The sequence below is a fragment of the Leptolyngbya sp. AN10 genome, assembly GCF_050565645.1.
Lineage (GTDB): Bacteria > Cyanobacteriota > Cyanobacteriia > Leptolyngbyales > Leptolyngbyaceae > Leptolyngbya.
Window position 1 is genome coordinate 1 of sequence record NZ_JBNXVP010000071.1, and the last position, 24,194, is coordinate 24,194.

Below are 24,194 nucleotides of genomic sequence, written 5' to 3' on the forward strand. Positions count from 1 at the left end.
ATTGCCAAAAAGTGGACGATGCCAATTAAAGATTGGAAAGCGGCTCTAAATCGATTTGCGATCGAATTTGAAGATCGCTTTTCAACTTAGATTTTGGGCTTTGACACAAAACTCTTGACATACCCCGTCGAGAGCGGCAATCACTACTGTATCGGCTTAAAAGCAAACCAGAAGACCTTGCTGCAAGCGTCGCAAACCCTGAGCCAGAGCGAAACTCCGCTCAGTCGGTTTCAAGCACTCGACACAACGCATGGACGCACGGTCGAGCGCACGGTCGCCATCTTTGCTGCACCTGAACGGTTCCAGCAACACTGGTGTGGTTTAGCCGCAATCGCTCACGTTCAGCGCCAAGGCACGCGCCAAGGCAAGTCATTCCACACCGATTCCTGGTATCTCCTCAGCCAAGTCATTCCAGCAGAGCAAGCTGCCGCTTTGATTCGTAATCATCGTGCCAGTTTGGAAAACCAAGTGCATTGGGTCAGAGATGTGGTGCAATCCCAGGATGCCTCTTTGATCCAATCGGCTCATCCAGCTCAGTTCATGGCGCTCCTGCGCTCTTGGACGATCTCTAGCTTTCGGGCGGCAGGACACCACTCGATTACCAAAGCCCAACGTCTGTTTAAGCATGATTTGCCGAAGCTACTTTCCTTCCTTTGGAGAATCAGCCCTACCGGTAAAGCCCGCGTCTCGCACGCCTTCGACCAAGATGTAGAAGATGGCATTTAGGACTTCCCATAAATCGACTTCTCGCGGTCGTCCACCCGGTTTTGCTTTGGGAAGCAAATCTCTCAACAGTTCATATTGAGCAGGGCTTAGATTACTCGGATATGATTTACTCATGTGGCTCTCTCGGTGCTGTGTCGTTTATCTATTCACAGCTTATACCTAGAGAGCTTTTTTACCCCCTTGATAGTCTTTTCAAACACCCTCTAAGACTCGACTAATCTACCATCCTCCATACTTAAAATCCGATCGGCAACATCCAAAATCCTATTGTCGTGCGTTACTAGCAGAATCGAGCAGCCCTGCTCTTTTGCTAACTGTTGCATCAAAGTCACAACATCTCGACCTGTCTTTCCGTCAAGCGAAGCCGTTGGTTCATCTGCTAAAACGAGTTTAGGGTTGCCAATCAGGGCGCGGGCGATCGCGACTCGTTGCTTTTGCCCACCGGATAGCTGATTCGGATGAAGATGAATCTGTTTGCCGAGTCCAACCGCTCTCAACATTGCTTCGGATTTGCTGCGTGCGTCTTGTGCAGGAATATCTTTGTAAAACTCTAAACCCATCTGGACATTTTGACGCGCTGTTAAGAAGGGAAGTAGATTGTGTGCTTGGAAGATGTACCCAATTCGTCTGCGAATCCTTACCATTTCTGACTGATCAGCACCGCGCAATTCTTTTCCGATGAACTTGAGACTACCGCGCTGAATCGATCGTAAGCCTCCAATGAGTGTGAGTAATGTTGTTTTCCCTGATCCGGAGGGACCCGTCATGATCACAATTTCTCCAGCATTAATTGTTAGGTGTATATCAAATAAGATCTGCTTTTCTAATGCTTTTTGTCCTAGAGAATAGTCGAGATTGTGGATAGAAATAACAGGTTGCTCAGGCATAGGACACAGGGATTTTTTAAGCTCTGAGGTAGGAAATTAAAGACTTGCTGTTCAAAAGTGAGCTAGAAGATGTTGGCAGGGTCAGCGCCCCGAAGTTTTCCGACAGCAACCATGCCTGAAAGAGAACACATCGTCACGACGGAAGCTAGAACAAACAAGAATTGGTGAATTGTCATGTAAACAGGTAGTTGTGTTGCATTTCTCGTAATGCTGTAGACCCCTAAAGCAATGAGTGCACCGGGGATGAATCCTAAGATTGCCAAAAGCAATGACTGCTGAAATACAATCGTGAACAAATATTTAACAGTGTGTCCCATTGCTTTGAGAGTTGCATACTCAACTAGACAGCTAGAAATATTACTATAGAGGATTTGGTATACCACTCCAACTCCAACAATAAAGCCCATCACGACCATCACTCTAAAAGAAAATCCAGCAGGAGTTCGGACATCCCAATAAGTTTTCTCGTTTTGAACGAATTCTTTTAGAGTATAAATCTCAACCTCTGAGCGCAATTCAGCGACTAAGGCTGCTTTCACCGCTTCCAGGTCAGCACCCGCTTCTAGCTTGATTAGACCGATATCGATTTCGGTTGGATCGCGATCGTTAAACAATCTGAAAAAAGTCGAGCTGCTCACAATTAAGTTACCGTCTACTCCAAAAGAGGGTCCAATGCTAAATAGACCGTCAATTTGTAAGCGATTTGCTTGCGAGATGTTGTTAAAAGGAGCAAGCTCAATCTCGACAGAATGTCCTTTTGAAAATTCTTCTGAGATTGGTCCAAACTCTCGACGAGATTCTCGATCGAATAGAGCGCGATCAGCAATACTGACTCGGCTAATATTTTGGTTAATTTCAGGAAGTTTGAACACAGTTTCACCAGGATCAACTCCAAACACAAAAATCGAGAATTTCTGCCCGGTTTCTGGATTGCGAAGTTTGCCAAACTGCAAATACAGGGGGCTGACTGTCTCTACGCCTTTGACTCCCAATGACTGGTAAAGCCGCGATCGCGAAAAACTCTGTTGCGCTGTTAGAGCTTTATACTGAGGACTGATCATGAACAAGTCGCCCTGCAAGCTTTCATGAATTCGCACAGCACTGTCAAATAGTCCATCTCGGAAGCCAACCTGGACAAACAGCAAAACAACCACGAAGGTAACACCGACCAGCGTTGCAAAAAAACGTGTTTTTTGATGAATCAGTTGCAGCCAAGCAACAGGAATTGCCAATATCATTGATTAATCTCTGCCGCGATTACAACTTGAACCTGTAGGTTACTAAAACCCGCTACCTTTTGACTATCTTTAGGGTCGAGCTGAACTCGCACTTCAACAACGTCGTTATCCATGTTGGCTAAGGGATTTGTATTAATGATGTCTTGCGGTTTTACCTGCAAACCGACTTCAGAAACTGTGCCTCGTAGCTCTCCCGCAAATGCCTCACTGGTGACAGTTGCTTGTTGCCCAACGCGCACTCTATGAATATCGGTTTTATAAACTTGGCTCAACACGGTCATTTGATCGGTTTGCCCTAATTCAGCAACCCCGTTGTTTCCAATGATCTCGCCTGCACGCACATTGACTTTGAGCACCACAGCGTTGATCGGGGAGCGAATATACGACAATTCTAAATCTTCCTTTGCTTGTGCCACGGCTGCTTTCGCGCTGGCAAGCTGCGCTTCTGCGACTTGAATATCAGTTGGATTGGTAGCTTGAGTTCGATCGAGGTTTGCGGTTGCTTCTTTGACTTGTGCTTGAGCCGATCGCTGCAAGCGAACGAGGGTTGCTTGGGCTTCCTTCAGTTGAGCCTCTAAGGTTGCGACTGGGAGCCGCTTGCCGTCTAACTCAAAATCGGAAATCGCTCCGTCTTGGCGGAGTTGTGAGAAGCGATCGTACTGGTTTTGAGCATCTTTTAGTTGTGCCTGTACACGAGCAATAGATTCGATCTGGGCATTAATGCCGCCTTGCTCTGCCTCTGCTTTTCCCACCAATGCTTTTTGCGCGGCAAGTTCTTCAGGTTTGCCCGATTTGACTTGCCCAAGCTTTGCCTCTGCAACACGAGCCTCGGTCTGGGCTTTCGCGAAAGCCGCTAAGCGACGAGTGTGATTATCTAAGACTGCGACAACTTGCCCAACGGTCACTCTTTCTCCTTCTTTAATCATCACAGCTACTGCCCGACTCCCCTCCGCTGAGGTTGGCGCAGACAAGCGCGTAATTTTCCCTTTTGGTTCCAATTTCCCAAGCGCCCCAATCGAATTCGATGTCGGTAGCGAGGATTTGTCAACGGTGAGGGCAGTGTTATGAGTTGATGGCTGTAAGCGGTTAAGGGCATACACTGCACCTCCTCCAGCTACCGCCGATATAACGATCATCAAGGCTGTAGGCAACTGCTTCGATCGACTTTTCCGCTGATCGAAAGGTTCGTCGTAATGCTGACTTTCCTTCTGCACCATAGCGATTCCTACTGAATTTTACTGACGGAACTAGAGCAACGAGTTTGGCTTTCTAAAGAAACTGCACCGTGATATCTACTAGGCTTGCAAACACTCAGGACTAAGCTGCTAATAGATTAATAGTTCAGTCTATAGATTAGTAGTTCAGTCTATAGAGTAAACGCTGGGAGACACGATATCTCTATCCACATTCACAATTAATTGCTATACAACCAATTTAGGTGAATTCAGATAGCACTATAGCACAAGATGAAAAAGTGGACGGTGCTGTTGCGCTTTTAATTGGGACATTTAACAGCGTTTCTTAATACTACGAATAAAATTATTCTGAGTCTAAATTCTACTCTGTAATCAGCGAAATTGGCACATGATTGAAGTTGTTAGATTCGAGGTGCTTAAATAGATCAGTAGCGCGATTATTGTCGCCTTAATAATCTGAAATTATCACCCTAAAGTAGTAGAGAGAACGCTATCAAGCAAAGCGCTTTTTGATACGAAAAAAACCAAATTTTATGACGAATTTGCATAATCTGCCGCCAGTTGAATTCGAGCGCAAACCCTGGGATAGTTGGGATTACATCGTGAAAAACTACTAGCAATACTGCGAATTATCCACCCTTACATAGTTATATACCTGTGCCATTTTTTGCGGCAGTTCGAGTATCTTGTTATGAATGTTACTTCGCCGATTAAGTTATAGATTCATAACTTATCTATCTTTCACACTTTCAGCTTAATTGTTTGAATTCACAGTTTTTTTCAAGCAAGTTTTTATCGAGTTTAAAGATTATGAAGGGATGATAAAGAAGTATTCTTCTATCATCTAACCTTCAGTATCTATCAAGATTAATAGCAATATGTCTACAACGTTCTGACCGATATAGATTGACTGAAATAAAAACTGGGACAACGATAGATTTAGGTCAAATTTAACTCGTAAAGTTTGTGTAAAGTGATTAACAAGGCTGCTTTTGTCGAGCTAAGCTACACGCAGCTTTTCTGGTGAATTAAATTCATTCTGATACAAGACCAGAGGCTTGTATTTTTTTCAATCATTTGATAGAAGGGTTGTGTCTAAGAATTCTAACTGGTTCGCGATCGTTAGAACACGGTACAAGAATCTGCTGCATAGGCTCTTACCTATTATCCTGTCGAGCAAACTTTCACTTCTTTAGCTGAACGGACTTAGCCAGTCGAATAAGTCACAGTACAATGCTTTGCTCACAATGCTTTGCTCTTGAGGCATTGTTGATGAAGCCTTATCAATATAGAGCTTTATCAGTAAGTCAGATCTTTACCATTCGGCTTACGTTACGCTTCGTTCAGTCTGTACGCATTCATCAATCAGTTAAGGTAAGGTCAATTCTGAAGGGCAAGTGCATCTCCAGAGTTGCGATCAAAGCCAGAAGCTGTGGAAATAGATACGATCTCATCTTGCAAGTCTATCGGAACTTACTCAGACCTGAAGCCCTATTCGTCAATTCGTTTACGAAGATTCAGTCTATGTCTGCTTCAAAAATTGTTGCTGCCCTAGCACATTTACAAAATGAGGTGGGCGACATCGAAACTGCTCTCGCTGAACTTATAAAGGTTAAGAGAACGATGGTTAAGCAACCCACTCAAACTGAAAGTCTCAATGGTCAGCTTCAACGGAATCCGATCGCAATCGTAGGAATTGCTTCCGTTTTTCCCCAGGCTCAAAATTTGCAGGAATATTGGGAGAACATTCTGCATGAAGTCGATTGCATCACAGATGTGCCTTCTTCCCGCTGGAGTGTTGATGATTACTATGATCCCAATCCTCGTGCGCCAGATAAGACTTATTCCAAACGCGGCGGATTTATTCCAGATACTGATTTCGACCCGATGGAGTTTGGCTTACCGCCCAACCTCTTAGAGGTGACAGATATCTCTCAGTTACTGTCACTTGTAGTGGCAAGACAAGCGATCGAGGACGCTGGATATGGAGAATCGCGTCAGTTTGATCATGCAGATACGGGCGTGATTTTAGGAGTAGCGGTCGGTCGGCAACTCGCTCAACCCTTTGCTGCTCGCTTGCAATACCCCCTTTGGGAGCGAGTGTTAAAGAGTACTGGCATCTCTGCGGAAGACAGACAGAAAATTATTGAAAAACTTAACCTTGCCTATGTGCAATGGGAAGAGAATGCTTTTCCGGGTATGTTGGCGAACGTGGTTCCTGGACGGATTGCAAATCGGTTGAATTTGGGCGGAACGAACTGTGCGGTCGATGCCGCTTGTGCAAGTTCTCTCGCTGCGCTCAAAATGGCGCTGAGTGAGCTAGTCGAACGACGCTGTAGCATGATGCTGACGGGCGGTGTTGATACCGACAATTCAATTTTTGCCTATCTCTGCTTTAGCAAGACTCCTGCTTTATCTCGCTCTGGGCAAAGTCGCCCCTTTGATATCAATTCAGACGGCATGATGCTGGGCGAAGGCATTGGCATGATGGTACTCAAACGGTTAGAAGATGCCGAGCGAGATGGCGATCGTATCTATGCAGTGATTAAAGGCATTGGAAGTTCTAGCGACGGTAAATTTAAGAGCATTTATGCGCCGCGTCCGGAAGGGCAAGTGAAAGCGCTAGAGCGGGCGTATGCAGATGCAAAGATTGATCCTGCAACCATCGGACTGATCGAAGCGCACGGAACAGGAACAATGGCAGGAGATCCCTCAGAGCTTGCAGCGCTCAATCAGGTGTTTAATGATCGAAAAGCAAAGCGGCAATCGATCGCCCTCGGAAGTGTCAAATCTCAAATCGGTCATACCAAAGCAGCAGCAGGTGCAGCGAGTTTGATCAAGGTTGCACTCTCGCTTCATCATAAAATCTTGCCTGCGACGCTCAACATCACGGCTCCCAATCCTCGGTTAGACCTTGAAAACTCGCCGTTCTATCTTAATACCAAAACTCGCCCCTGGATTCGGGCAAACGGCGCACCCCCTCGACGAGCAGGAGTTAGCTCTTTCGGGTTTGGAGGCACAAACTACCATGTGGTTTTAGAAGAGTATCAACCTGAACATGAGCAACCTTACCGATTGCATCGTGCCCCTCAATCGCTGCTGCTGTTTGCTGAAACTCGTGAGCAGCTTTTGGCTCAGTGCGAAACCTTGCTGAATCAACTAACTTCAGAGCAAGCAGAACAAGACTATGCATCGGCGATCGCCGCCGCACGAACCGCAGAAATTCCTGCTGCTGCTGCAAGGATTGGATTTGTGGCAAGTTCTCTGAAAGAGGCTCGAACCAAGCTGAATACTGCCATTCAATGGCTACAAGCGAAGACTGAGGAAGCGTGGGAGCATCCGCAAGGGATTTACTACCGTGCCACTAGCTTAGACTTACAGGGCAGAGTCGTAGCGCTATTTTCTGGGCAAGGTTCGCAGTACTTGAACATGGGGCAGATGATCGCGACTAGCTTCCCAATGATGCGGCAGACGTTCGGCGACATGGATCAGTTAATGACCGAAGATGGGCTGAATCCGATTTCTGAAGTTGTGTTTCCTCCATCAGTTTTTGAGGACAGTCAGAGACGCGCCCAAATTGAGAGGCTACAAAAAACAGAATACGCTCAACCCGCGATCGGGTCTCTTAGTGCAGGTCTTTACAAGATTTTGCAGCAGACTGGATTTAAACCTGATTTTGTCGCAGGGCATAGCTTTGGTGAACTAGGCGCATTGTGGGCAAGTGGAGTTTTGACCGATGAGGACTACTACTGTTTGGTGAAAGCGAGAGGACAGGCAATGGCAGCCCCCGCCCAGAACGAAGCGGGAGCAATGATAGCCGTCAAAGGCGATGCGAATCGGATTGCAGAAATCTTGCGATTACACCCTCAAGTGGCAATTTCAAACTGGAACTCACCGCAGCAAGTTGTTTTAGCTGGAACGAAAGCTGGGATCGCAGCCCTTGAAAAAGTCTTGCAGCAGCAGAACATTAAAACGACACTGCTTCCCGTATCCAGGGCTTTCCATACGCCACTGGTGGCACACGCTCAACAACCGTTTGCAGAAGCGATTGGTGCCATCAGATTCAACCCTCCTCAAATTCCGGTTTACACCAACATCACCGGACAGCGCTATGCGTCTGCGCCGTCCGAAATTCAAAGTACGCTAAAGCAGCACATGGTTAACTCTGTGCAGTTTCAGCGGCAAATTGAAACAATTTACGAGGATGGAGGCTTCTGCTTTGTTGAGTTTGGTCCGAAGAATGTGCTGACGAATTTAGTCAAAGCAATCCTTGAAGGACGACCTCACTTGGCGATCGCGCTGAATGCGGACGGGCGCAAAGATAGTGATCAGCAACTGCGAGAAGCGATGATGCAACTGCGAGTCGCTGGGCTGCCGCTAAAAGACTTAGATTCCTATGAAAAAGCTTATTCGGTGCAGCGTCAGAAAAGTAAGCTAAACGTGCGCTTGAACTGCACGAACTATGTCAGCGAAAAAACCCGTGAAGCTTTCGAGTGCGCGCTCAATGATGGATTTCAAATCGATACCGCTTCTAAGAAGAAAGCTGAGCCTGTGGAGGTTAGCAGTGCCAAAAAAGCTTCGTTAGCTCCGAGGGTGGTTCCGATCGCTGCTGTCACTGTTACAGATGAGAAAGCGACCTCAAACGGCAGCAACCCTGAACCTCAAGAAAGTAGCAATGGACATACTAAAAATCATCCCGCGCTGACTCGCGCTTCCCGTAAAAACACAGTTCACACGCCTGTCGATCGAGCAGTTTCCGTCAACTCTGCCTCTAGTGTTGATCAAGCGACTGGATCGACCGAACTGTCCCCTAGTTTCCACACTCAATCCCAAATTCAATCCATGTCAGATGCTTCCCTCGACTACTCGCGCATTTTAACCAGCTTAGAATGCAGCCTTGCCCAGTTGCACCAGCACCAGAATGAGAGCCTACAGGTGCATCAGCAGTATCTCAACCACCAGATGGAATATGCCAGAATCTTTCTTCATCTGACGCAGCAGCAGCAAAACTTGCTGCTCAACGGAGATTCCGCTGTGGTAGATAGTTTGGAGCGCAGTATGATGCAGTTTCATCACCATCAGGCAGAAACACAGCGAATTCATGAGCATTCACTGCTTCACCAGATGGAATACACACGCGGCTTCTCGCAGATGATTCAGCAACAGTATAGTTTGCTGCTGACTGGACAAGAGACGACTTCTAAACGGCTAACGGCGCGATCGCAGCTCGATTCGTCTGTTATGCCTGTGACGGCTTCTCGTTCAGATGCAGTTCCGTCCCTGAACTTTGCGATACCCTTACCAGAGCAAGCAAAGCAGATCTCTCCGACTTTAGCCACTCTTGCTCAAGGTTCGGTTGCCCCAGTGAATAGGAATGCAGCGCGGAATCAATCAAGTCACAATCAATCAAGTCACAATCAATCAAACTACCTTGAGCATTCAGATTCAAGCCGTGCTCCTAAGAATGGTTCAGGTCATACTGGAACGAACGGTCATAAGACAGTTCACAACACTGATCCAGCGCCTTTAATGAACGAAGTTTCTCAGGACATCACTCCAGCTTTCGAGGTCGATCGCTCTGCGATTAGCCAAGCTCTTTTAGAGATTGTGAGTGAAAAAACGGGCTATCCCGTAGAGATGCTAGAAGTCGAGATGGCGATGGAAGCGGACTTAGGCATTGATTCGATCAAGCGGGTTGAGATTCTAGGAGCACTGCAAGAGCGGTTTCCAGATGCGCCAAATCCGAATCCCGAAGACTTGATTGAACTGTTGACATTGGGACAGATTATCGATGCTATGCAGAAATTAGCTACTCAGCTTCCCTCTAAGCCAGAGTTGATTCAGCCCGCATCAGCGTCAGATCTTCCGGTGATGAACAGTGATCAGAGTGATCAGATGGAACCTGAACCTCGCTTTGAGGAAGTTGCGATTAACATCGTCGATCGTCCGTTAGCTTCAGTTGAAACTGCTACTGTAGTAGGGATTGATCCCCTAGAACTTCAGACTGCTCTTTTAGAGATTGTGAGTGAAAAAACGGGCTATCCCGTAGAGATGCTAGAAGTCGAGATGGCGATGGAAGCGGACTTAGGCATTGATTCGATCAAGCGGGTTGAGATTCTAGGAGCACTGCAAGAGCGGTTTCCAGATGCGCCAAATCCGAATCCCGAAGACTTGATTGAACTGTTGACATTGGGACAGATTATCGATGCGATGCAGGAACTGGCTCAAAAAAAAAGTTCACACCTCAGTCTAGCGAATCCCTAAACGACTCGATCAGCTCAAAGATTTTTCGCAGTCGGGTGAGACTGCAACCGCTTCCCAGTCCTGACTGGTTGGATACTCCGCTCCCCAAGTCACCGATTTGTCTACTCACTGATGATGGTTCCATTTCGACTCAACTTGCTGATTCGCTAATTCGCGAGGGTTGGAAGGTGATTGTTTTAAGTTTTCCAGAATCTATGATTGCAGTTCGATCGCTGCTTCCCACGGCAGCGACTCGCATTGTTCTAAAAGACCTTAGTGAAGCCCATTTGCAGCAGCAGTTGGACGCGATTGCGGTAGAACATGGCGCGATTTCACAGTTTATTCACCTCCATCCAATTCACCTCCATCCACAGGTGTTGCTTGACCGAAGCGATGGCTTGATTTCTTCTTCGACTGATCGCGCGATCGTCAAGCTTGTATTTTTGATCGCCAAGCATCTCAAACCTTTGCTAAATGAAGCCGCAAGTGCAGGGCGGAACCGCTTTCTCACCGTTGTTCGGCTCGATGGCAAGTTTGGACTAAGCCATCAAGGTAACTTTGGGGCAATTAGTGCAGGACTGTTTGGACTGACTAAAACACTCAACTTTGAATGGACTTCAGTATTCTGCCGCACGATCGATTTAGCACCTAGTTTTGATGCTGAACAGGCTGCCCGTTTAGTTTTAGCGGAAGCTCATGATCCGAATCTTAGCATTGTAGAAGTTGCTTACAGTCCCGAAGGACGAGCAATGTTGACTTGTTCAAGTTGAAGCACACGTTTGAAGCATACTGTTGCTATCATTCTCATGACCCTGATTTCTCCTTCTTCTGTTTTTCTCGTCAGCGGCGGCGCTAGAGGTATTACGGCTCAGTGTGTGATTCGTTTAGCGAAAACTTTCCCCTGCCGTTGGATTTTGCTGGGTCGATCGCAGGTAATTACTCTACCCAGTTGGGCAGAAGACTGCTGCACCGAAGCTGACCTCAAGCGCGGCATTATGCAGGATATGCAAGCGCAAGGGGAAAAACCAACGCCGATCGCGATTCAGAAACAATACAGCGAGATCGTCAGTAGCCGAGAAATTCGTCAAACCTTGCAGGCATTGGAGCAAACCGGAAGCCAAGCGGAATATTGTGTTGCAGATGTGACTGACAGATCCGCGCTTTTAGCTGCGCTTTCTCCGATTACCGCGCGGTGGGGAGCGATAACAGGTGTGATTCACGGAGCAGGAACACTAGCGGATAAATGGATCGAAAAGAAAACCGAGCAGGACTTCGATCGAGTTTATGCAACCAAGGTTACAGGACTAGAAAACTTGCTCAAATGCGTCAATCTTGATGACCTCAAACATTTAGTATTGTTCTCGTCGGTGGCGGGTTTCTTTGGCAGTCCTGGACAGTCAGATTACGCCCTCGCTAACGAAATTCTTAACAAGTCTGCACACTTAATCCAACAGCATTATCCAACTTGCCATGTGGTTGCGATTAATTGGGGTCCCTGGGAAAGCGGTATGGTTACGCCTGCTCTCAAACGCGCTTTTCTCGATCGAGGAATCGAAGTGATTCCCGTGGAGGTAGGAACTCAGCTTTTGGTACAAGAGCTTCAGTCGGTTGATCAAGAGGCTCAAGTTGTCATTGGCAGTGCGCTAACGCCGCCTGTGGCTGCTTTAGCAGCGGAACTCCGAAACTATCGAATCCATCGCCATTTAACAGTAGAGAACAATCCGTTTTTGCTCGATCATACGATCGGTGAATCTCCTGTGCTTCCAGCAACCTGTGCAGCGCATTGGATGATCAGTCTTTGTGAGCAGCTTTATCCGAGCTATCCGTTTTCTAGTTTGGAAGATTTTAGAGTTCTCAAAGGCATTGTTTTCGATGGAACGCAAGCCGATGACTATATTGCAGATGTGCAGGAACTAAGCAAAATTGATGCAGAGCAAATTACGTTTGAAGTCAGAATTTGGAGCGAGAAAGAAAAAGGTAAAATTCGCTTTCATTACAGTGGTCAAGTGACCTTAAGACGACAATTCTTTCAAGAGCCAACCCGTTTCCTTTGGGCAACTTCAACCGACAAAAGCCAAAGTGGAGCATCGTTTTATCAAAATAAAACATTGTTTCATGGTGCTTCCTTTCAGGGAGTGCAACAGGTGGTAGATTTGACTGAAAAGACGCTGATTGCTCAGTGCTATTTGCCTAACATGGAATTACAGCAGCAGGGACAGTTCGCCGTTCGTCGCTTTAATCCCTATGGTGTGGATGTTGCCCTTCAGAGCGTTTTGATTTGGTTGAAGCAAATGTATGGTGTGAGTGCTCTCCCTTCAGAATTTCAGCAAATTACTCAGTTCAAACCGTTTTCTTTAGGAACTTTGTTTCAAGTCTTGATCGAGGTTCAGCTAAAAACTTCCACCAGTATCGTTGCCAATGCCACTATCTATAATGAACACGGCGAGGTTCTAATGCTTTTATCTGGCGCGAAAGCCACCATTAGCCAGCGACTGCTTCAGCAATTTGGGACTCTAGAGGTATCAGCTAACCCTTAAAAAGACTTACAGCAAGCCTTTTATTTTGATAATTTGTTGTTTTTCGGGACGAGAGCGATGAATCAGAAACAGATACCCTTGCCAAAACTGGCGATCGTTGGAATGGATGCCAGTTTTGGCAACTGCGATAGTTTAGCAGCCTTCGATCGCTGCATTTATCAAGGCGAATCGGCGCTGACTGAAGAACGCGATCCAGTCACAGCTCAAATGCTGCTGATTCAGGTATGCAATGGCGCAATCAGCGATGCTAGATTAAAAGAGAACCTAAACATTGCAGTGATTGCATCTGTAAAAAATGAGACTGTTCCTGACTCAGATCGCGTCAATCTAGTCGCAAGTCAACTCGCTGCACACTGGAACTTCTCAGGCTCTACTTTTTCATTGACTGCTGAAGAAGACGCTTCGTTCAAAGCTCTAGAGGTGGCTCAACAGTTACTCGCTTCACAATCGTTTGATGCTGTGCTGATTGCGGCTGTAAGGATTCCAGGCGGAGGTTCAGGGGCATTGGTGCTAAAGCGCTTAGACACAGCACGACGCGATCAAGATAAAATCTATGCGGTGGTTGAGGCGGTGAGCCGGATGCAGATGCCCGATAACACCTCAGCACCAACCTCAGATCAGGTTTATCAAGTCTGTCAGCAAGCCCTAGCACAAGCTCAACGACAAGCAGCGCAAATCGGGTATCTCGAAGTTAGTGGTGCAATTCCTCAAGAAGATGCCGCTGAGATTGCTGGACTGATTCAGGCTTATGCCAGCGATCGCGATCAATTACACTGCGCGATCGGTAGTGTCAAGGCGAACATGGGTCACGCAGAAACCACCGCTGGAATCGCAGGCTTGATTAAAGTAGCGCTTTGTTTGTACTACAAATATCTACCCAGAATGCCGCACTGGTCGAAGCCGAAACATCCAAGTGTTTGGCAAGGTAGCTCTTTCTATGTGCCAACGGAAACTTGTCCCTGGTACTATCCTCCTGAAGCTGATCGACGCATTGCAGCGATAAATAGCTTAGGATTTGGTCAGACCTGTCACATTATTTTGTCTGAAGAACCCGGACAAAGAGATCGCACTCGGCATTACTTACAGCAGCGCCCGTTCTATCTCTTTGCGATCGCGGCAACCGATCAGCAGCATCTATCAGAGCAGCTAGAACAATTGCAGCTATCAATTCAAGCAACGGATTCTTTAGCAGGTTTAGCTCGTCAAGTTCACGCGGAATTTGAGCGACGATCGCACTTTCCTCATGCCGCTGTTATCTTAGGACACCACAAAGAAGAACTCGATCGAGAACTTCAGCGTGCAATTGTTGGAATTCCGACTGCCTTTGCTCAACAGCAAGACTGGAAAACGCCGATCGGCAGCTATTTCACCCCCAATCCTCAAGGTCAAACTGGCGATGTCGCCTTTGTCTATCCGGGAGGCTTTACTGCTTATCCAGGAATGGCGAGAGATATGTTCCGAGCATTCCCGCAGCTTCTCGATACACTGCACCAAAAGATTCGCAAGCCAGCGACGCATGAACTGCTCGATAAGGCGATGATGCGGGTGTATCCTCGCAGCCTAGAAAAGCTATCTGGTCGCCAATTAGAGAAACTAGAAACCGAGCTTTTAGAAGATTGCATTAGCACTTTAATGGCAGGTCCTATGATTGCACAGGGTTATACGCTGATCCTACGCGACCATTTTAGAATCCAGCCGAAAGCCGCCTTTGGTTACAGTTTGGGTGAATATAGTATGTTGCTTGCGCTTGGCGTGTGGGATTCAGCTGAAGAAACCGCCCGTCAGATGACAACTTCTGCGCTATTTCGCGATCGTCTGATGGGTGCAAAAAACGCAGTACGCCAGCATTGGGGACTGCCGCTGAAACAAGATCCCGCTGATCAAAGCTTTTGGGGAATTTATATTGTGATACATCCTCTTGTCGAGGTGCTCGAACGCCTTCGTACAGAAGAGCGGGTATATCTAACTCAGATTAATACACCTAACGAAGTTGTGTTGGCGGGCGATCCTGAAGCTTGTTTGCGGGTGATTCAATCGCTCAAATGTAGCTATTTTCGCGCACCGTTTCAGAACGTGATTCATTGTTCGCCTGCGCGATCGGAGCTAGAGGAGCTAACACAGTGGTTCACCTTGCCAGTACAGCCCCAGACTGGCATGAAGTTCTACTCTGCGGCAGACTATCAAAGGCTAGAAATTGCTTCTCAGTCATTAGGAGATGCGATCGCTCGTATGATTTGTCAACCGCTCGATTTTCCTCGCTTAGTTGAACAAGTTTATGCAGACGGAGCGCGAATCTTTGTCGAAGTTGGAGCAGCAACGACTTGCACACGCTGGATTTCGGAAATCCTAAAGCCTCACAGCCCAGTTACGACCTTTACCAACAGTCGAGGTATTGATGATCACACTTCTTTGCTTAAGTTGTTAGCAAAATTAGTGAGTCACCGAGTTCCGCTGACGCTTGCTCCATTGTATTTAGATGAATTCGATACACTGCATTTAGATAGAAATGAACCTATAAGGGAGCTTCAGCCGTCAGGTGGAGCGTTCCAAAAACAGCGAACCACCGAATCTGAACTTCGATCGCATCCAGATTTGGCAAGCTCAAAGTCCTTCTCACGGCAAGACGCGCCTTCAGTTGCAATCCCTACCTCAACTCAATCTCACGCTGCTTTTTTACAAACTCGCGAAGCGGAATTGCGCCAGATCAACGACCTGATTCAACTGCAAGTGAAAGTTGCCGAAAAAATGCTTTCTCAACCTAGCCAAGTGCTTGAGCGACCTTCGCTCCCTGCTTCTAGATGCAATGCAGTCCCAATCTATGATCAAGCGGCTGTCCTGGAGTTTGCTCAAGGTCGCATTGCTGCGGTGTTTGGGACAGAATACTCCGTGATTGATACTTATCCTCGCCGCGTTCGCTTACCTATGCCTCCCTACTTGTTTATCAGTCGTGTAACCCAGCTAGACGCAAAACAAGGTTGCTTTGAACCCTGCTCGATCGAGACGGAGTATGATATCCCGATCGATGCTTGGTACAGCGTCGATGGCTATCTGCCAACCTCGGTTTTGATGGAAGCGTGTCAAAGCAATATGTTTTTGATTAGCTATCTGGGGATTGACTTCGAGAATAAAGGTCAGCGGGTTTATCGAGCATTGGATGGTAGCACTCGCTTCTTTAACAAAGCGCCGAAAGTCGGTGAAACCCTTTGCTGTAAGCTCGACATTACTTCGTTTGTGCGCGGCAGTGATACGCTGCTGTTCTTTTACACCTGCAACTACTTTGTGCGAGGTCAGCGAATTATGGAGCTAAAGTCAGCGGGCGGATTTTTCACTGATGATCAGCTCAAAGATGGAAGTGGCGCAACGTTTACGAAAATAGAGCAAGTCGCGAAAAGTAAGATTAAAAAACAACGGTTTGAACCATTGCTGCACTGCGATAAGACCCACTTTAGCGAACAGGATCTAAGTCATTTAACTCATGGAAATTTAACCGCCTGTTTTGGCAAAGCCGATTACTCATCCGATCGCAATCCTGCTCTACGGATGTTTCCACTCGCAGCCCGAATGATTGATCGCGTCCTCTCGGTTGATCCGTTTGGGGGAGCGTGGGGCTTGGGTGCGATCGTCGGCGAAAAACGGCTCAAGCCTGACGATTGGTATTTTAACTGCCACTTTAAAGATGATTTCTGTTTGCCTGGAACCATGATGATGAGTGGAGCAATCCAGCTTTTGCAGTTTTACCTATTGTATCTAGGCTTTCACTCCCGCATGGTTAACGCCAGCCTACAGCCGACGCTGCGAGGGTTGCAGAGTGCCCGCAATCGAGGGCAAATTCTGCCGAGTTCTGGCTCTATCCGCTATGAAATCGAGATGTGTGAGGTGGGGCTAGAACCCGATCCCTACGTCATTGCTCAAGTGATGGTGATTTACAAAGGCAAAACAATTTCAATTCTCAAAGACTTAGGGTTTCGATTAGCCACAGATCAATAGATACCGATTCAAGGAGGTTTTGACCATGACGATCGTGTCTACTGCCCCACCCCAAAATGGACTACAGTTTATCGGACTGACAGATGCCGTGCATCGCGCCCCAGTTTGGCAAGGTTCGCTTGATCGCCTTGCTTTCGAGCCTGGCGAGATCAAAGCAAAGCTACTGAATCTTGAGCAACCTTGCTATATCGTTCGGATGAATGGGCAAATCGGCGTGACAAACGATGGCTTGATTGGATCTGAGACGGCATCCTCAAATCAGGTTGAAGCGCTGGTACTGCTGCCTTCATTTTCGGTGCAGCAGCTAGGAGATCCGACCTTTCGGGCATTCCACCGAGTGCAGTATGCTTACCAAGCAGGCGCAATGGCAGGCGGGATTGCTAGTGTGGAGCTTGTCACTGCATTAGGAAAAGCTGGCATCCTCAGTTCTTTTGGGGCGGGAGGACTTCCTTTAGCCCGCTTAGAGCAAGCGATCGTGCAAATTCAGCAAGCATTGCCGAACGGTTTGTATGCCTTTAATTTGATTCACAGCCCGATGGATACTGCGATCGAGCAAGGTGCAGTTGAACTCTACCTTAAGCATCAAGTCCGAACCGTAGAAGCTTCTGCATTTCTCGATCTAACCGATCACATTGTTCGATATCGCGTTGCGGGACTCTCGTTGAACTCTAATCATCAAATTGAAGTACAAAACAAAGTGATTGCTAAAGTTTCTCGGCGAGAAGTTGCAACTAAATTCATGCAGCCTGCTCCGCTCAAGCTGTTAAAAGAGCTAGTGGCTCAAGGATTGATTACCGAGCAGCAAGCAAAGCTATCAGAGTATGTACCGATGGCAGATGACTTGACTGTGGAGGCTGATTCTGGTGGACATACCGACAATCGCCCTCTCAGTTGTTTACTGCCATCGCTAATCGTGCTGCGTGACGAACTGCAAGCAAAATACGGCTATACCAATTCGGTACGAGTCGGTGCAGCCGGGGGAATTGGTACACCGGAGGCGGTACTCGGTGCTTTTATGATGGGAGCGGCGTATGTTGTTACCGGATCAGTCAACCAAGCCTGTATCGAATCTGGCACTTCGTTCCAAACAAAGCAACTGCTGGCACAAGCCGAAACGACCGATGTGACGATGGCTCCGGCTGCCGATATGTTTGAGATGGGTGTGAAGCTACAAGTTCTCAAGCGCGGTACGCTGTTTCCGCTACGCGCTCAAAAACTCTACGAACTTTACCGCAGCTATGACTCGATCGAAGCGATTCCGATCAAAGAGCGCGAACAGCTAGAAAAGCAAATTTTCCGCAGAACCCTAGATTCAGTTTGGCAAGAAACCACTGCGTTTTTTCAGCAGCGTGATCCGGAGCAGTTGGCGCGTTCGATAAACCATCCTAAGCGCAAAATGGCGCTGATCTTTCGGTGGTATTTGGGACTATCTTCACGCTGGTCTAGCATCGGCGAGGCGGGGCGAGAAATTGACTATCAAATTTGGTGCGGACCTGCGATGGGTGCGTTTAACGAATGGGTGAATCACTCTTATCTAAAAGAGCCACAACATCGCCGCGTTTGCGATGTTGCAAACCATCTCATGCGGGGTGCAGCATTTTTGTACCGAATTCAAAATCTCAGAACTCAAGGACTTCTGATGGCACCGCAGTATAGCCAGTACATTCCAACACCCAGCAAAAAGTAATGTTTCAATCTTCATGTTTCAATCTTGAAGGATGTTTGAAAAGCATAAGAAGCTTTCTAACTCTGTTCTGTCTCGTCCCGGACTCCCAGTCCGGGGACAGGTAAATGCGACGAACGATATTCAAACACACTCATAAAGAGGCTCACGCATGACTCAACATCTTTCAGGCGCAACCACACCCTCTGAAACCACTGCCAATCTCCAAGTCTGGATGATTGATCAAGTTGCAGAGCAGCTAGGGGTGTCGCCGAGCGAAATCGACCCGACTGTCACACTCGAAAGCTATGGACTGAATTCTGCTCAAGCAATGAGCATTGCTGCTAAAGCGGAAGCACTTTTAGGGAGTCCGCTCTCTCCGATTTTGTTTTGGCACTATCCTACGATCGCAGCGCTTGCCGAACGGCTCTCTGAAGAATTTGTCACCACGGACACAGAATTTCTTGAACTCTAAACACAGGGAAGGCGACTCGGCATGAATATTCCTCAGCTCATTGCAGATCTTGCTCAACAGGGCATCCTGCTTCAGGCAAACCAAGACAAACTCAGCATTCGGTCTGCTAAAGGAGCACTCACTCCAGAAGTACGAGAAACATTAGCAACCTATAAAACCGAAATCCTGTCGTTTCTGCAAATAGACACCTCGATCGAGCCAGACGACGAAACCGAAGGAGGCAGCCTGCGTACGATCGGGCGCTTGATTAGCGGTTTAGCAGAAACGGCAACCGCCGACTACCGCCCCCCGATCGTTGATCCACTCCAGATGGCGCAGAAGCTCACTGTTACCTTTCGCCCTTTACCCAAAGGCTACCGTAACTCAATGATTCTGAACTTCCGATCGCAGCTGCAAAATCAGCTTGTCCGCTATGGGGTCACGGTAGAACCCTGGGAAACGGCGACTGTTGCGTATTCATATCCGATCGAGCTACCGAAGATTGGGGTTTCCAAAAACATCAACGTCAAGATTGTCAGAGCGGGAATCAATGCCATTATTGATGTCGAGCGACCGCCCTCGGTACTGCGCCAGGTTGGAATCTTGACGGCAGAAACACTGTATCAAACCTACTGCCGCTTTGTGGCAAAAGATCGAAAGCTTTCGATCATGCAAATTGCTGAACTATCGAGTTGGGCAGAAGAACACGCCGCAAAGCGCATCCAAGATCCAACTAACACACAAGTCATCACGCTGGCGGAATTGAATCCACAGATGGCAAGCCCAGAGCTTTCTTATCCCAAAAAGATCAAAATCGGCTTGAACACACTGATCAAAACCTTTTCGGAACTGGTGATCGGCATTTCTGAAGATCAGCTTTCGATTCTCAATATGAATCTGTCAGATGCGACCTTTCCTCGGACTGAGTTCGAGAAGTTTGTCCTTTACTCGCTAATTCCAAAGATTTTTGTTCCGATTTTGCCACTTCCGCTGAATCGCTTTGACATTGGTGAATTTGATCCTCAAGCCTCGACTTACGCTGAAAAGCTCGTCACGCTTGGTAAAGAACTTGCAGAAACCGGATTGTTCCCCGCAGGCTCTAAGCTCAGTGAAGTGATCAAGCGCAAATCCCACCGCGACATCATTGATGTTATTGTCAACGGCAGAACTGGAGTTTCCTACGGATTTGTTTGCTACATTGAGCCGCCGCAGTATGTTGGAGCACGAGAAATCACTGCGGCTGAGTGGGAAACCCTCACTCTGGTCTCTGGTTTTAGTGCAAGTGAAATTCGGCAAAATTCTTTAGGTCGCTGGTATCTCAAAACCAAAATCGGACAGACGATCGTATTCAAACAAATTCCTGATATTTGGTTAGTTAGCTCACGATCGGGCGCAAATAAAACAGCGCTTGATCGCGATCGCGATGTCACTCGAATCGGACTGAAAAAGCGCTTAGTGTTTCAGGTTGCTCAGGGTTTAGATCTGGCAAAAACCGATATTAAACCGTCCTACGATATCTATGTCATGGTCGCGATCGCGCTTGCTTCGGCGCTTTATCTACCTGAACTGATTGAGAACGGTGCGCCGCTGATCCATTTTCACGGCTATCCCTCGATCAAATGGTTTCAGCCCAATGAATACTGCGTTGGAGTCAACAATCCCTCAGTTCCCTGTGGCACTTATGAGTCGGGCATATTCAACTTTTTAGGAATGAATAGTTTAGCAGCGAAAGTAACCGATCAAATTGCGCTCGTGAGTTTGATTGAGCCTGATCACGGAACCAACATCATCGCCCGCGATTTAGAGTATCTGTTGGGTCGGCTCAAACCTAGCTGTACGGCTGGAGAGATTGAGCTAGGCGGAAAGCATTTCTCGACGCTCAAAGAACCTGTTGCTTTACGGTAGCTCATTTATCACAGCTCTATGATATGAATCTTCAAGATAAAACCCTGCTGATTACGGGAATTGGTGGCTCTATCGGATTGCGAACGGCTGAACTCGCACTGGCTCAAGGTATGAAGGTGCGAGGATTGCAGCGTTCTGCTGATAAAGCTCAAAAGGCAAGAGACTTGGGTGCAGAGGTGTTAGTCGGAAGCATCAACGATCCAGAAGCCGCAAAGCTGGCTTGTGAGAATGTAGACATTGTTCTACACGCAGCCGCGATCGTCAAAGAAACGGGTAACGCCGAAGAATTTTACTCGACGAATGTTCACGGTACGCTGACGATGGCAACTGCTGCAATCAATGCTCATGTCGGCACCTTTGTTAATTTATCCAGCGTCATGGTTTATGGCATGAACTATGCCAATGGAATCACTGAGGAAGGTGCGCTTTACACTGGCAAAAACTTTTATTGCAGAACCAAGATTGAAGCAGAAAAACTGCTGCTTCAATTGAACAATCCGCCTCACTTCGGCGTAATCAACATTCGACCTGGCGATGTCTATGGTCCGAACGCAACATCTTGGGTCGTTCGCCCGCTCCAAATGATGCGATCGGGCAAATTTGTTCTGGTCAACGGTGGGTGTGGAGTGATGAATCACGTTTATATCGACAATCTGATCGACGGATGCTTTTTGGCAATTGAAAAACAAGCCTACGGTGAAACCTTCAACATCACCGACGGTGCTCAAACCAGTTGGAAAGACTATTATTCCAGACTTGCCACGATTTCAAATCAACCAAAGCCCATTTCAATGCCAGCATTTCTGGCTAAGGCTGCTGCTAAAGCCTTGAATATTTCGCCAGATACGATCGGCTTTACAACCCGTCCCTATCCCTACTCGATTGAAAAAGCCCGCCAAAGTTTAGGCTATGTTCCTCGCATCACTCTAGACGAGGGTATGAGCCGAACTGCCGACTGGCTCAGACAGACACCTTTACTTTGACTAAAACGATTCAGCACCCCAGCTATGACTCACTTTACTCTCCTAATCCTTGCTTGTTTGAGCGTCTGGGTAATATCTCAACTACCGCTTGTGATTGCATTTGTGCGACAACTTCGTTCAGCACAGTCAGATCTAAGAAAGTCGCTGCTACACAATGCTCGATCGTTCGACCCAGAGACCTTGCCGAAAGCCGCGATCGTGCTTTGCCTACGAGGTGCAGACCCGTTTTTATCGAAGTGTATCGAAGCGCTCCTCAACCAGAACTACCCGAATTACGAATTACAGATTGTTGTAGATAGCATCACAGATCCAGCCTGGGAAACTTTGAAGCAAATTCTGCCTGATCCGCCTCTAATTCCGGTTCACATCAGTATTCTAAAGTCACCTCGCTTAACCTGTGGACTAAAATGCAGCGCGTTGCTGCAAGCACTCTCAGAACTACCAGACGATTGTGAAGTTGTTGCCTTCGTTGATGCCGATACGCTGACGCATTCAACCTGGCTTCAGGAACTCGTGCTGCCTTTAGCCGATCCAACCGTTGGGTTAACAACTGGAAATCGTTGGTATATGCCAATCGGTACACAATGGGGTTCGATCGCTCGGTATTTATGGAATGTTGCGGCATCTATGCAAATGTATCTCTATCAAATCCCCTGGGGAGGTTCGTTTGCATTCCGCAGAGAGCGATTTGAGCAAGCTAATTTGCAGGAAACCTGGGGAAATGCTCTCACTGATGATGTCGTACTGTACCCATTGATGCGATCGCTGGGTCTTCAAATTAAGTTTGTGCCTTCATTGATGATGATCAACCGGGAAACCTGTTCCCTAACGAGTTTTTTGCGTTGGATGCGACGACAGCTACTTTTAGCCAAGCTTTATCATCCAGCATGGTGGGCAATGGTAGTGCACAGCTTGTTTGCAGCGATTTTACTCATTGGACTATGCGCTGGTATCTTTGCTGCCTTACTAGCTGGGCAGGCTCAGATCGGTCTGTGGCTAACGCTTGGCTTCACGATTTATATTGCCTGCTTGGGCTGCCTGATCGGGTGGATTGATTTGAATGTGCGTCAATTGGTGCAGACCCGTAGTGAGCCAGTGCCACCACTGTCAGGCATCGCAATGATCAAAACACTGGTTGGAATTCCGATCGTGCAGATACTAGGAGCAGTTGTTATTTTATCTACGCTGCTCATCAAGCAGGTCGAGTGGCGCGGGATTGTTTATCAGGTTAAAGGTGCTTGGGCAATTCGGCTGCTAAATTATTGCTCCTATGATTCTTTGAACCAGCCCATCAATACTAAAGAATCTCTTTAGTAGACTGTTTACTTTTAGGCGATTCGCTACACGCAATGCTGATTGTCCGCGTTGGTGATCTAGTGACTGGCACCGCTCGATATTTTCTGTGGCTTGGACTGCTTAAGCTTTTAGGTTGTGTCGCAAATACTTTTTAGTGACAAACGAAGTATCTCTTTCGCGTTCCGTTAAGCACTTGTCCCCACGGGATACGCAACCAGTGCCAGGGTAAATGCTAGAAACAAGACACAGAGGGGATTCTAAAGTTCACTAAATTCGCTAAGAAAAGACATCGAGTTGTCCTGCATGGAGGCAGAGTTATGCTTTGATCTGGTGTATGGAAAATAAGGAGAAAAAAGGCGTATCCTGCTGAAAGACAAAAAAGGTCAGACGAGGAATACACCATGAGCAACGATAACTTGATTGCATTCAAAACGCCAGCGACAACAGAAACATTCACAGATGCACTCACAGAACTGATCCGAACTGGCGCACAACAAATTATTGCTCAAGCGGTCGAAGCAGAACTACAAACATTTCTAGAACACTATCAAGGACTGCGAGATGAGCAAGGACGCAAAGCAATCGTTCGGAATGGCTATCTACCGGAGCGCACGATTACAACTGGAGTCGGAGAAGTCGCAGTCCAAGTGCCAAAAGTGCGCGATAGAAGCCGAAGTGGAATCAAGTTCAATTCGAGCTTGCTGCCGCCGTACTTGAAGCGGTCTCGTTCGGTGGAAGAAGTTCTACCATGGCTATATCTTAAAGGCATCTCAACCGGAGATTTTGAGGAGGCATGAACTTCACTGTTAGGCGTAAATGCAGCAGGATTGTCGTCGAGGACAATGAGCCGCTTGAAAACAAAGTGGATCACTGAGCATGAAGACTGGCAAACCCGCAGTCTCAAGGGCAAGCGATATGTGTATGTGTGGGCAGATGGCGTTTACTTTAACATGGCTTTGTTGCATGAATCGAGAAAGTGACTGTTCTGGGATTGCGGGAAGTCGAGATTAAGCTTCAACTCGATAGCTATCGGGTTTAGCAATCTGAATCATGCGATTCAGTGCCGCACATTTGATCAG

The 24,194-nt window shown here is 47.3% G+C and carries 13 protein-coding genes and 2 pseudogenes; 11 read left to right on the plus strand and 4 right to left on the minus strand.

Translation table 11 applies throughout. The features are described 5' to 3' along the window. Nucleotides 1-114 precede the first annotated feature (114 nt). Nucleotides 115-726: an ISAs1 family transposase gene (locus ACQ4M5_RS39970; RefSeq protein WP_430681365.1), complete on the plus strand. Its 612-nt coding sequence runs from the start codon at nt 115-117 to the stop codon at nt 724-726. Here ACQ4M5_RS39970 and ACQ4M5_RS39975 read toward each other — a convergent pair. From ACQ4M5_RS39975 to ACQ4M5_RS39990, 4 genes and pseudogenes are all read right to left on the minus strand, one after another. Then, nucleotides 688-840: pseudogene (locus ACQ4M5_RS39975) on the minus strand (transposase); the annotation flags it as partial. The gene ACQ4M5_RS39970 and the pseudogene ACQ4M5_RS39975 overlap by 39 nt on opposite strands. Before the next feature lie 89 nt (nt 841-929). After that, nucleotides 930-1,613 (minus strand): DevA family ABC transporter ATP-binding protein, encoded by a 684-nt coding sequence (locus tag ACQ4M5_RS39980; RefSeq protein WP_430681366.1) that lies wholly within the window; start codon nt 1,611-1,613, stop codon nt 930-932. A 62-nt stretch (nt 1,614-1,675) separates the two neighbouring features. After that, nucleotides 1,676-2,851, minus strand: coding sequence for an ABC transporter permease DevC (gene devC, locus ACQ4M5_RS39985; protein ID WP_430681367.1), 1,176 nt, complete (start codon nt 2,849-2,851; stop codon nt 1,676-1,678). After that, on the minus strand, nt 2,848-4,068 hold the full coding sequence (locus ACQ4M5_RS39990; RefSeq protein WP_430681368.1) for an HlyD family efflux transporter periplasmic adaptor subunit: 1,221 nt from the start codon (nt 4,066-4,068) through the stop codon (nt 2,848-2,850). The genes devC and ACQ4M5_RS39990 overlap by 4 nt, the downstream gene beginning before the upstream one ends. Nucleotides 4,069-5,571: 1,503 nt before the next feature. Here ACQ4M5_RS39990 and ACQ4M5_RS39995 point away from each other — a divergent pair. From ACQ4M5_RS39995 to ACQ4M5_RS40040, 10 genes and pseudogenes are all read left to right on the plus strand, one after another. Next, a complete protein-coding gene (locus ACQ4M5_RS39995) occupies nt 5,572-10,311 on the plus strand; it encodes a beta-ketoacyl synthase N-terminal-like domain-containing protein (protein WP_430681369.1) in 4,740 nt (1,579 codons plus the stop codon). A gap of 35 nt (nt 10,312-10,346) precedes the next feature. Then, nucleotides 10,347-11,060: a hypothetical protein gene (locus ACQ4M5_RS40000; protein WP_430681370.1), complete on the plus strand. Its 714-nt coding sequence runs from the start codon at nt 10,347-10,349 to the stop codon at nt 11,058-11,060. 36 nt (nt 11,061-11,096) lie between these two features. Beyond that, a complete protein-coding gene (locus ACQ4M5_RS40005) occupies nt 11,097-12,827 on the plus strand; it encodes an SDR family NAD(P)-dependent oxidoreductase (protein WP_430681371.1) in 1,731 nt (576 codons plus the stop codon). Nucleotides 12,828-12,884: 57 nt separating this feature from the next. Beyond that, complete coding sequence (locus ACQ4M5_RS40010) at nt 12,885-16,814, plus strand: PfaB family protein (RefSeq protein ID WP_430681372.1); 3,930 nt, start codon at nt 12,885-12,887, stop codon at nt 16,812-16,814. A gap of 25 nt (nt 16,815-16,839) precedes the next feature. Beyond that, nucleotides 16,840-18,501, plus strand: coding sequence for a PfaD family polyunsaturated fatty acid/polyketide biosynthesis protein (locus tag ACQ4M5_RS40015; protein WP_430681373.1), 1,662 nt, complete (start codon nt 16,840-16,842; stop codon nt 18,499-18,501). A 148-nt stretch (nt 18,502-18,649) separates the two neighbouring features. Further along, nucleotides 18,650-18,952: an acyl carrier protein gene (locus ACQ4M5_RS40020; protein WP_430681374.1), complete on the plus strand. Its 303-nt coding sequence runs from the start codon at nt 18,650-18,652 to the stop codon at nt 18,950-18,952. 21 nt (nt 18,953-18,973) lie between these two features. Beyond that, nucleotides 18,974-20,836, plus strand: a complete 1,863-nt coding sequence (locus ACQ4M5_RS40025) for a hypothetical protein (RefSeq protein ID WP_430681375.1) — start codon at nt 18,974-18,976, stop codon at nt 20,834-20,836. Nucleotides 20,837-20,859: 23 nt separating this feature from the next. Further along, nucleotides 20,860-21,819 (plus strand): NAD-dependent epimerase/dehydratase family protein, encoded by a 960-nt coding sequence (locus ACQ4M5_RS40030; RefSeq protein WP_430681376.1) that lies wholly within the window; start codon nt 20,860-20,862, stop codon nt 21,817-21,819. 24 nt (nt 21,820-21,843) lie between these two features. Beyond that, nucleotides 21,844-23,133, plus strand: a complete 1,290-nt coding sequence (locus tag ACQ4M5_RS40035) for a glycosyltransferase (RefSeq protein WP_430681377.1) — start codon at nt 21,844-21,846, stop codon at nt 23,131-23,133. Nucleotides 23,134-23,516: 383 nt separating this feature from the next. After that, a pseudogene (locus ACQ4M5_RS40040) lies at nt 23,517-24,068 on the plus strand (transposase); the annotation flags it as partial. Nucleotides 24,069-24,194: the final 126 nt, after the last annotated feature.

Coding starts and splice junctions, on each gene's coding strand:
- ACQ4M5_RS39995 (WP_430681369.1), top strand. CDS start 5,572: ATGTCTGCTTCAAAAATTGTTGCTGCCCTAGCACATTTACAAAATGAG.
- ACQ4M5_RS40035 (WP_430681377.1), top strand. CDS start 21,844: ATGACTCACTTTACTCTCCTAATCCTTGCTTGTTTGAGCGTCTGGGTA.
- ACQ4M5_RS40010 (WP_430681372.1), top strand. CDS start 12,885: ATGAATCAGAAACAGATACCCTTGCCAAAACTGGCGATCGTTGGAATG.
- ACQ4M5_RS40015 (WP_430681373.1), top strand. CDS start 16,840: ATGACGATCGTGTCTACTGCCCCACCCCAAAATGGACTACAGTTTATC.
- ACQ4M5_RS39990 (WP_430681368.1), bottom strand. CDS start 4,068: ATGGTGCAGAAGGAAAGTCAGCATTACGACGAACCTTTCGATCAGCGG.
- devC (WP_430681367.1), bottom strand. CDS start 2,851: ATGATATTGGCAATTCCTGTTGCTTGGCTGCAACTGATTCATCAAAAA.
- ACQ4M5_RS39980 (WP_430681366.1), bottom strand. CDS start 1,613: ATGCCTGAGCAACCTGTTATTTCTATCCACAATCTCGACTATTCTCTA.
- ACQ4M5_RS40005 (WP_430681371.1), top strand. CDS start 11,097: ATGACCCTGATTTCTCCTTCTTCTGTTTTTCTCGTCAGCGGCGGCGCT.
- ACQ4M5_RS40030 (WP_430681376.1), top strand. CDS start 20,860: ATGAATCTTCAAGATAAAACCCTGCTGATTACGGGAATTGGTGGCTCT.
- ACQ4M5_RS40025 (WP_430681375.1), top strand. CDS start 18,974: ATGAATATTCCTCAGCTCATTGCAGATCTTGCTCAACAGGGCATCCTG.
- ACQ4M5_RS40020 (WP_430681374.1), top strand. CDS start 18,650: ATGACTCAACATCTTTCAGGCGCAACCACACCCTCTGAAACCACTGCC.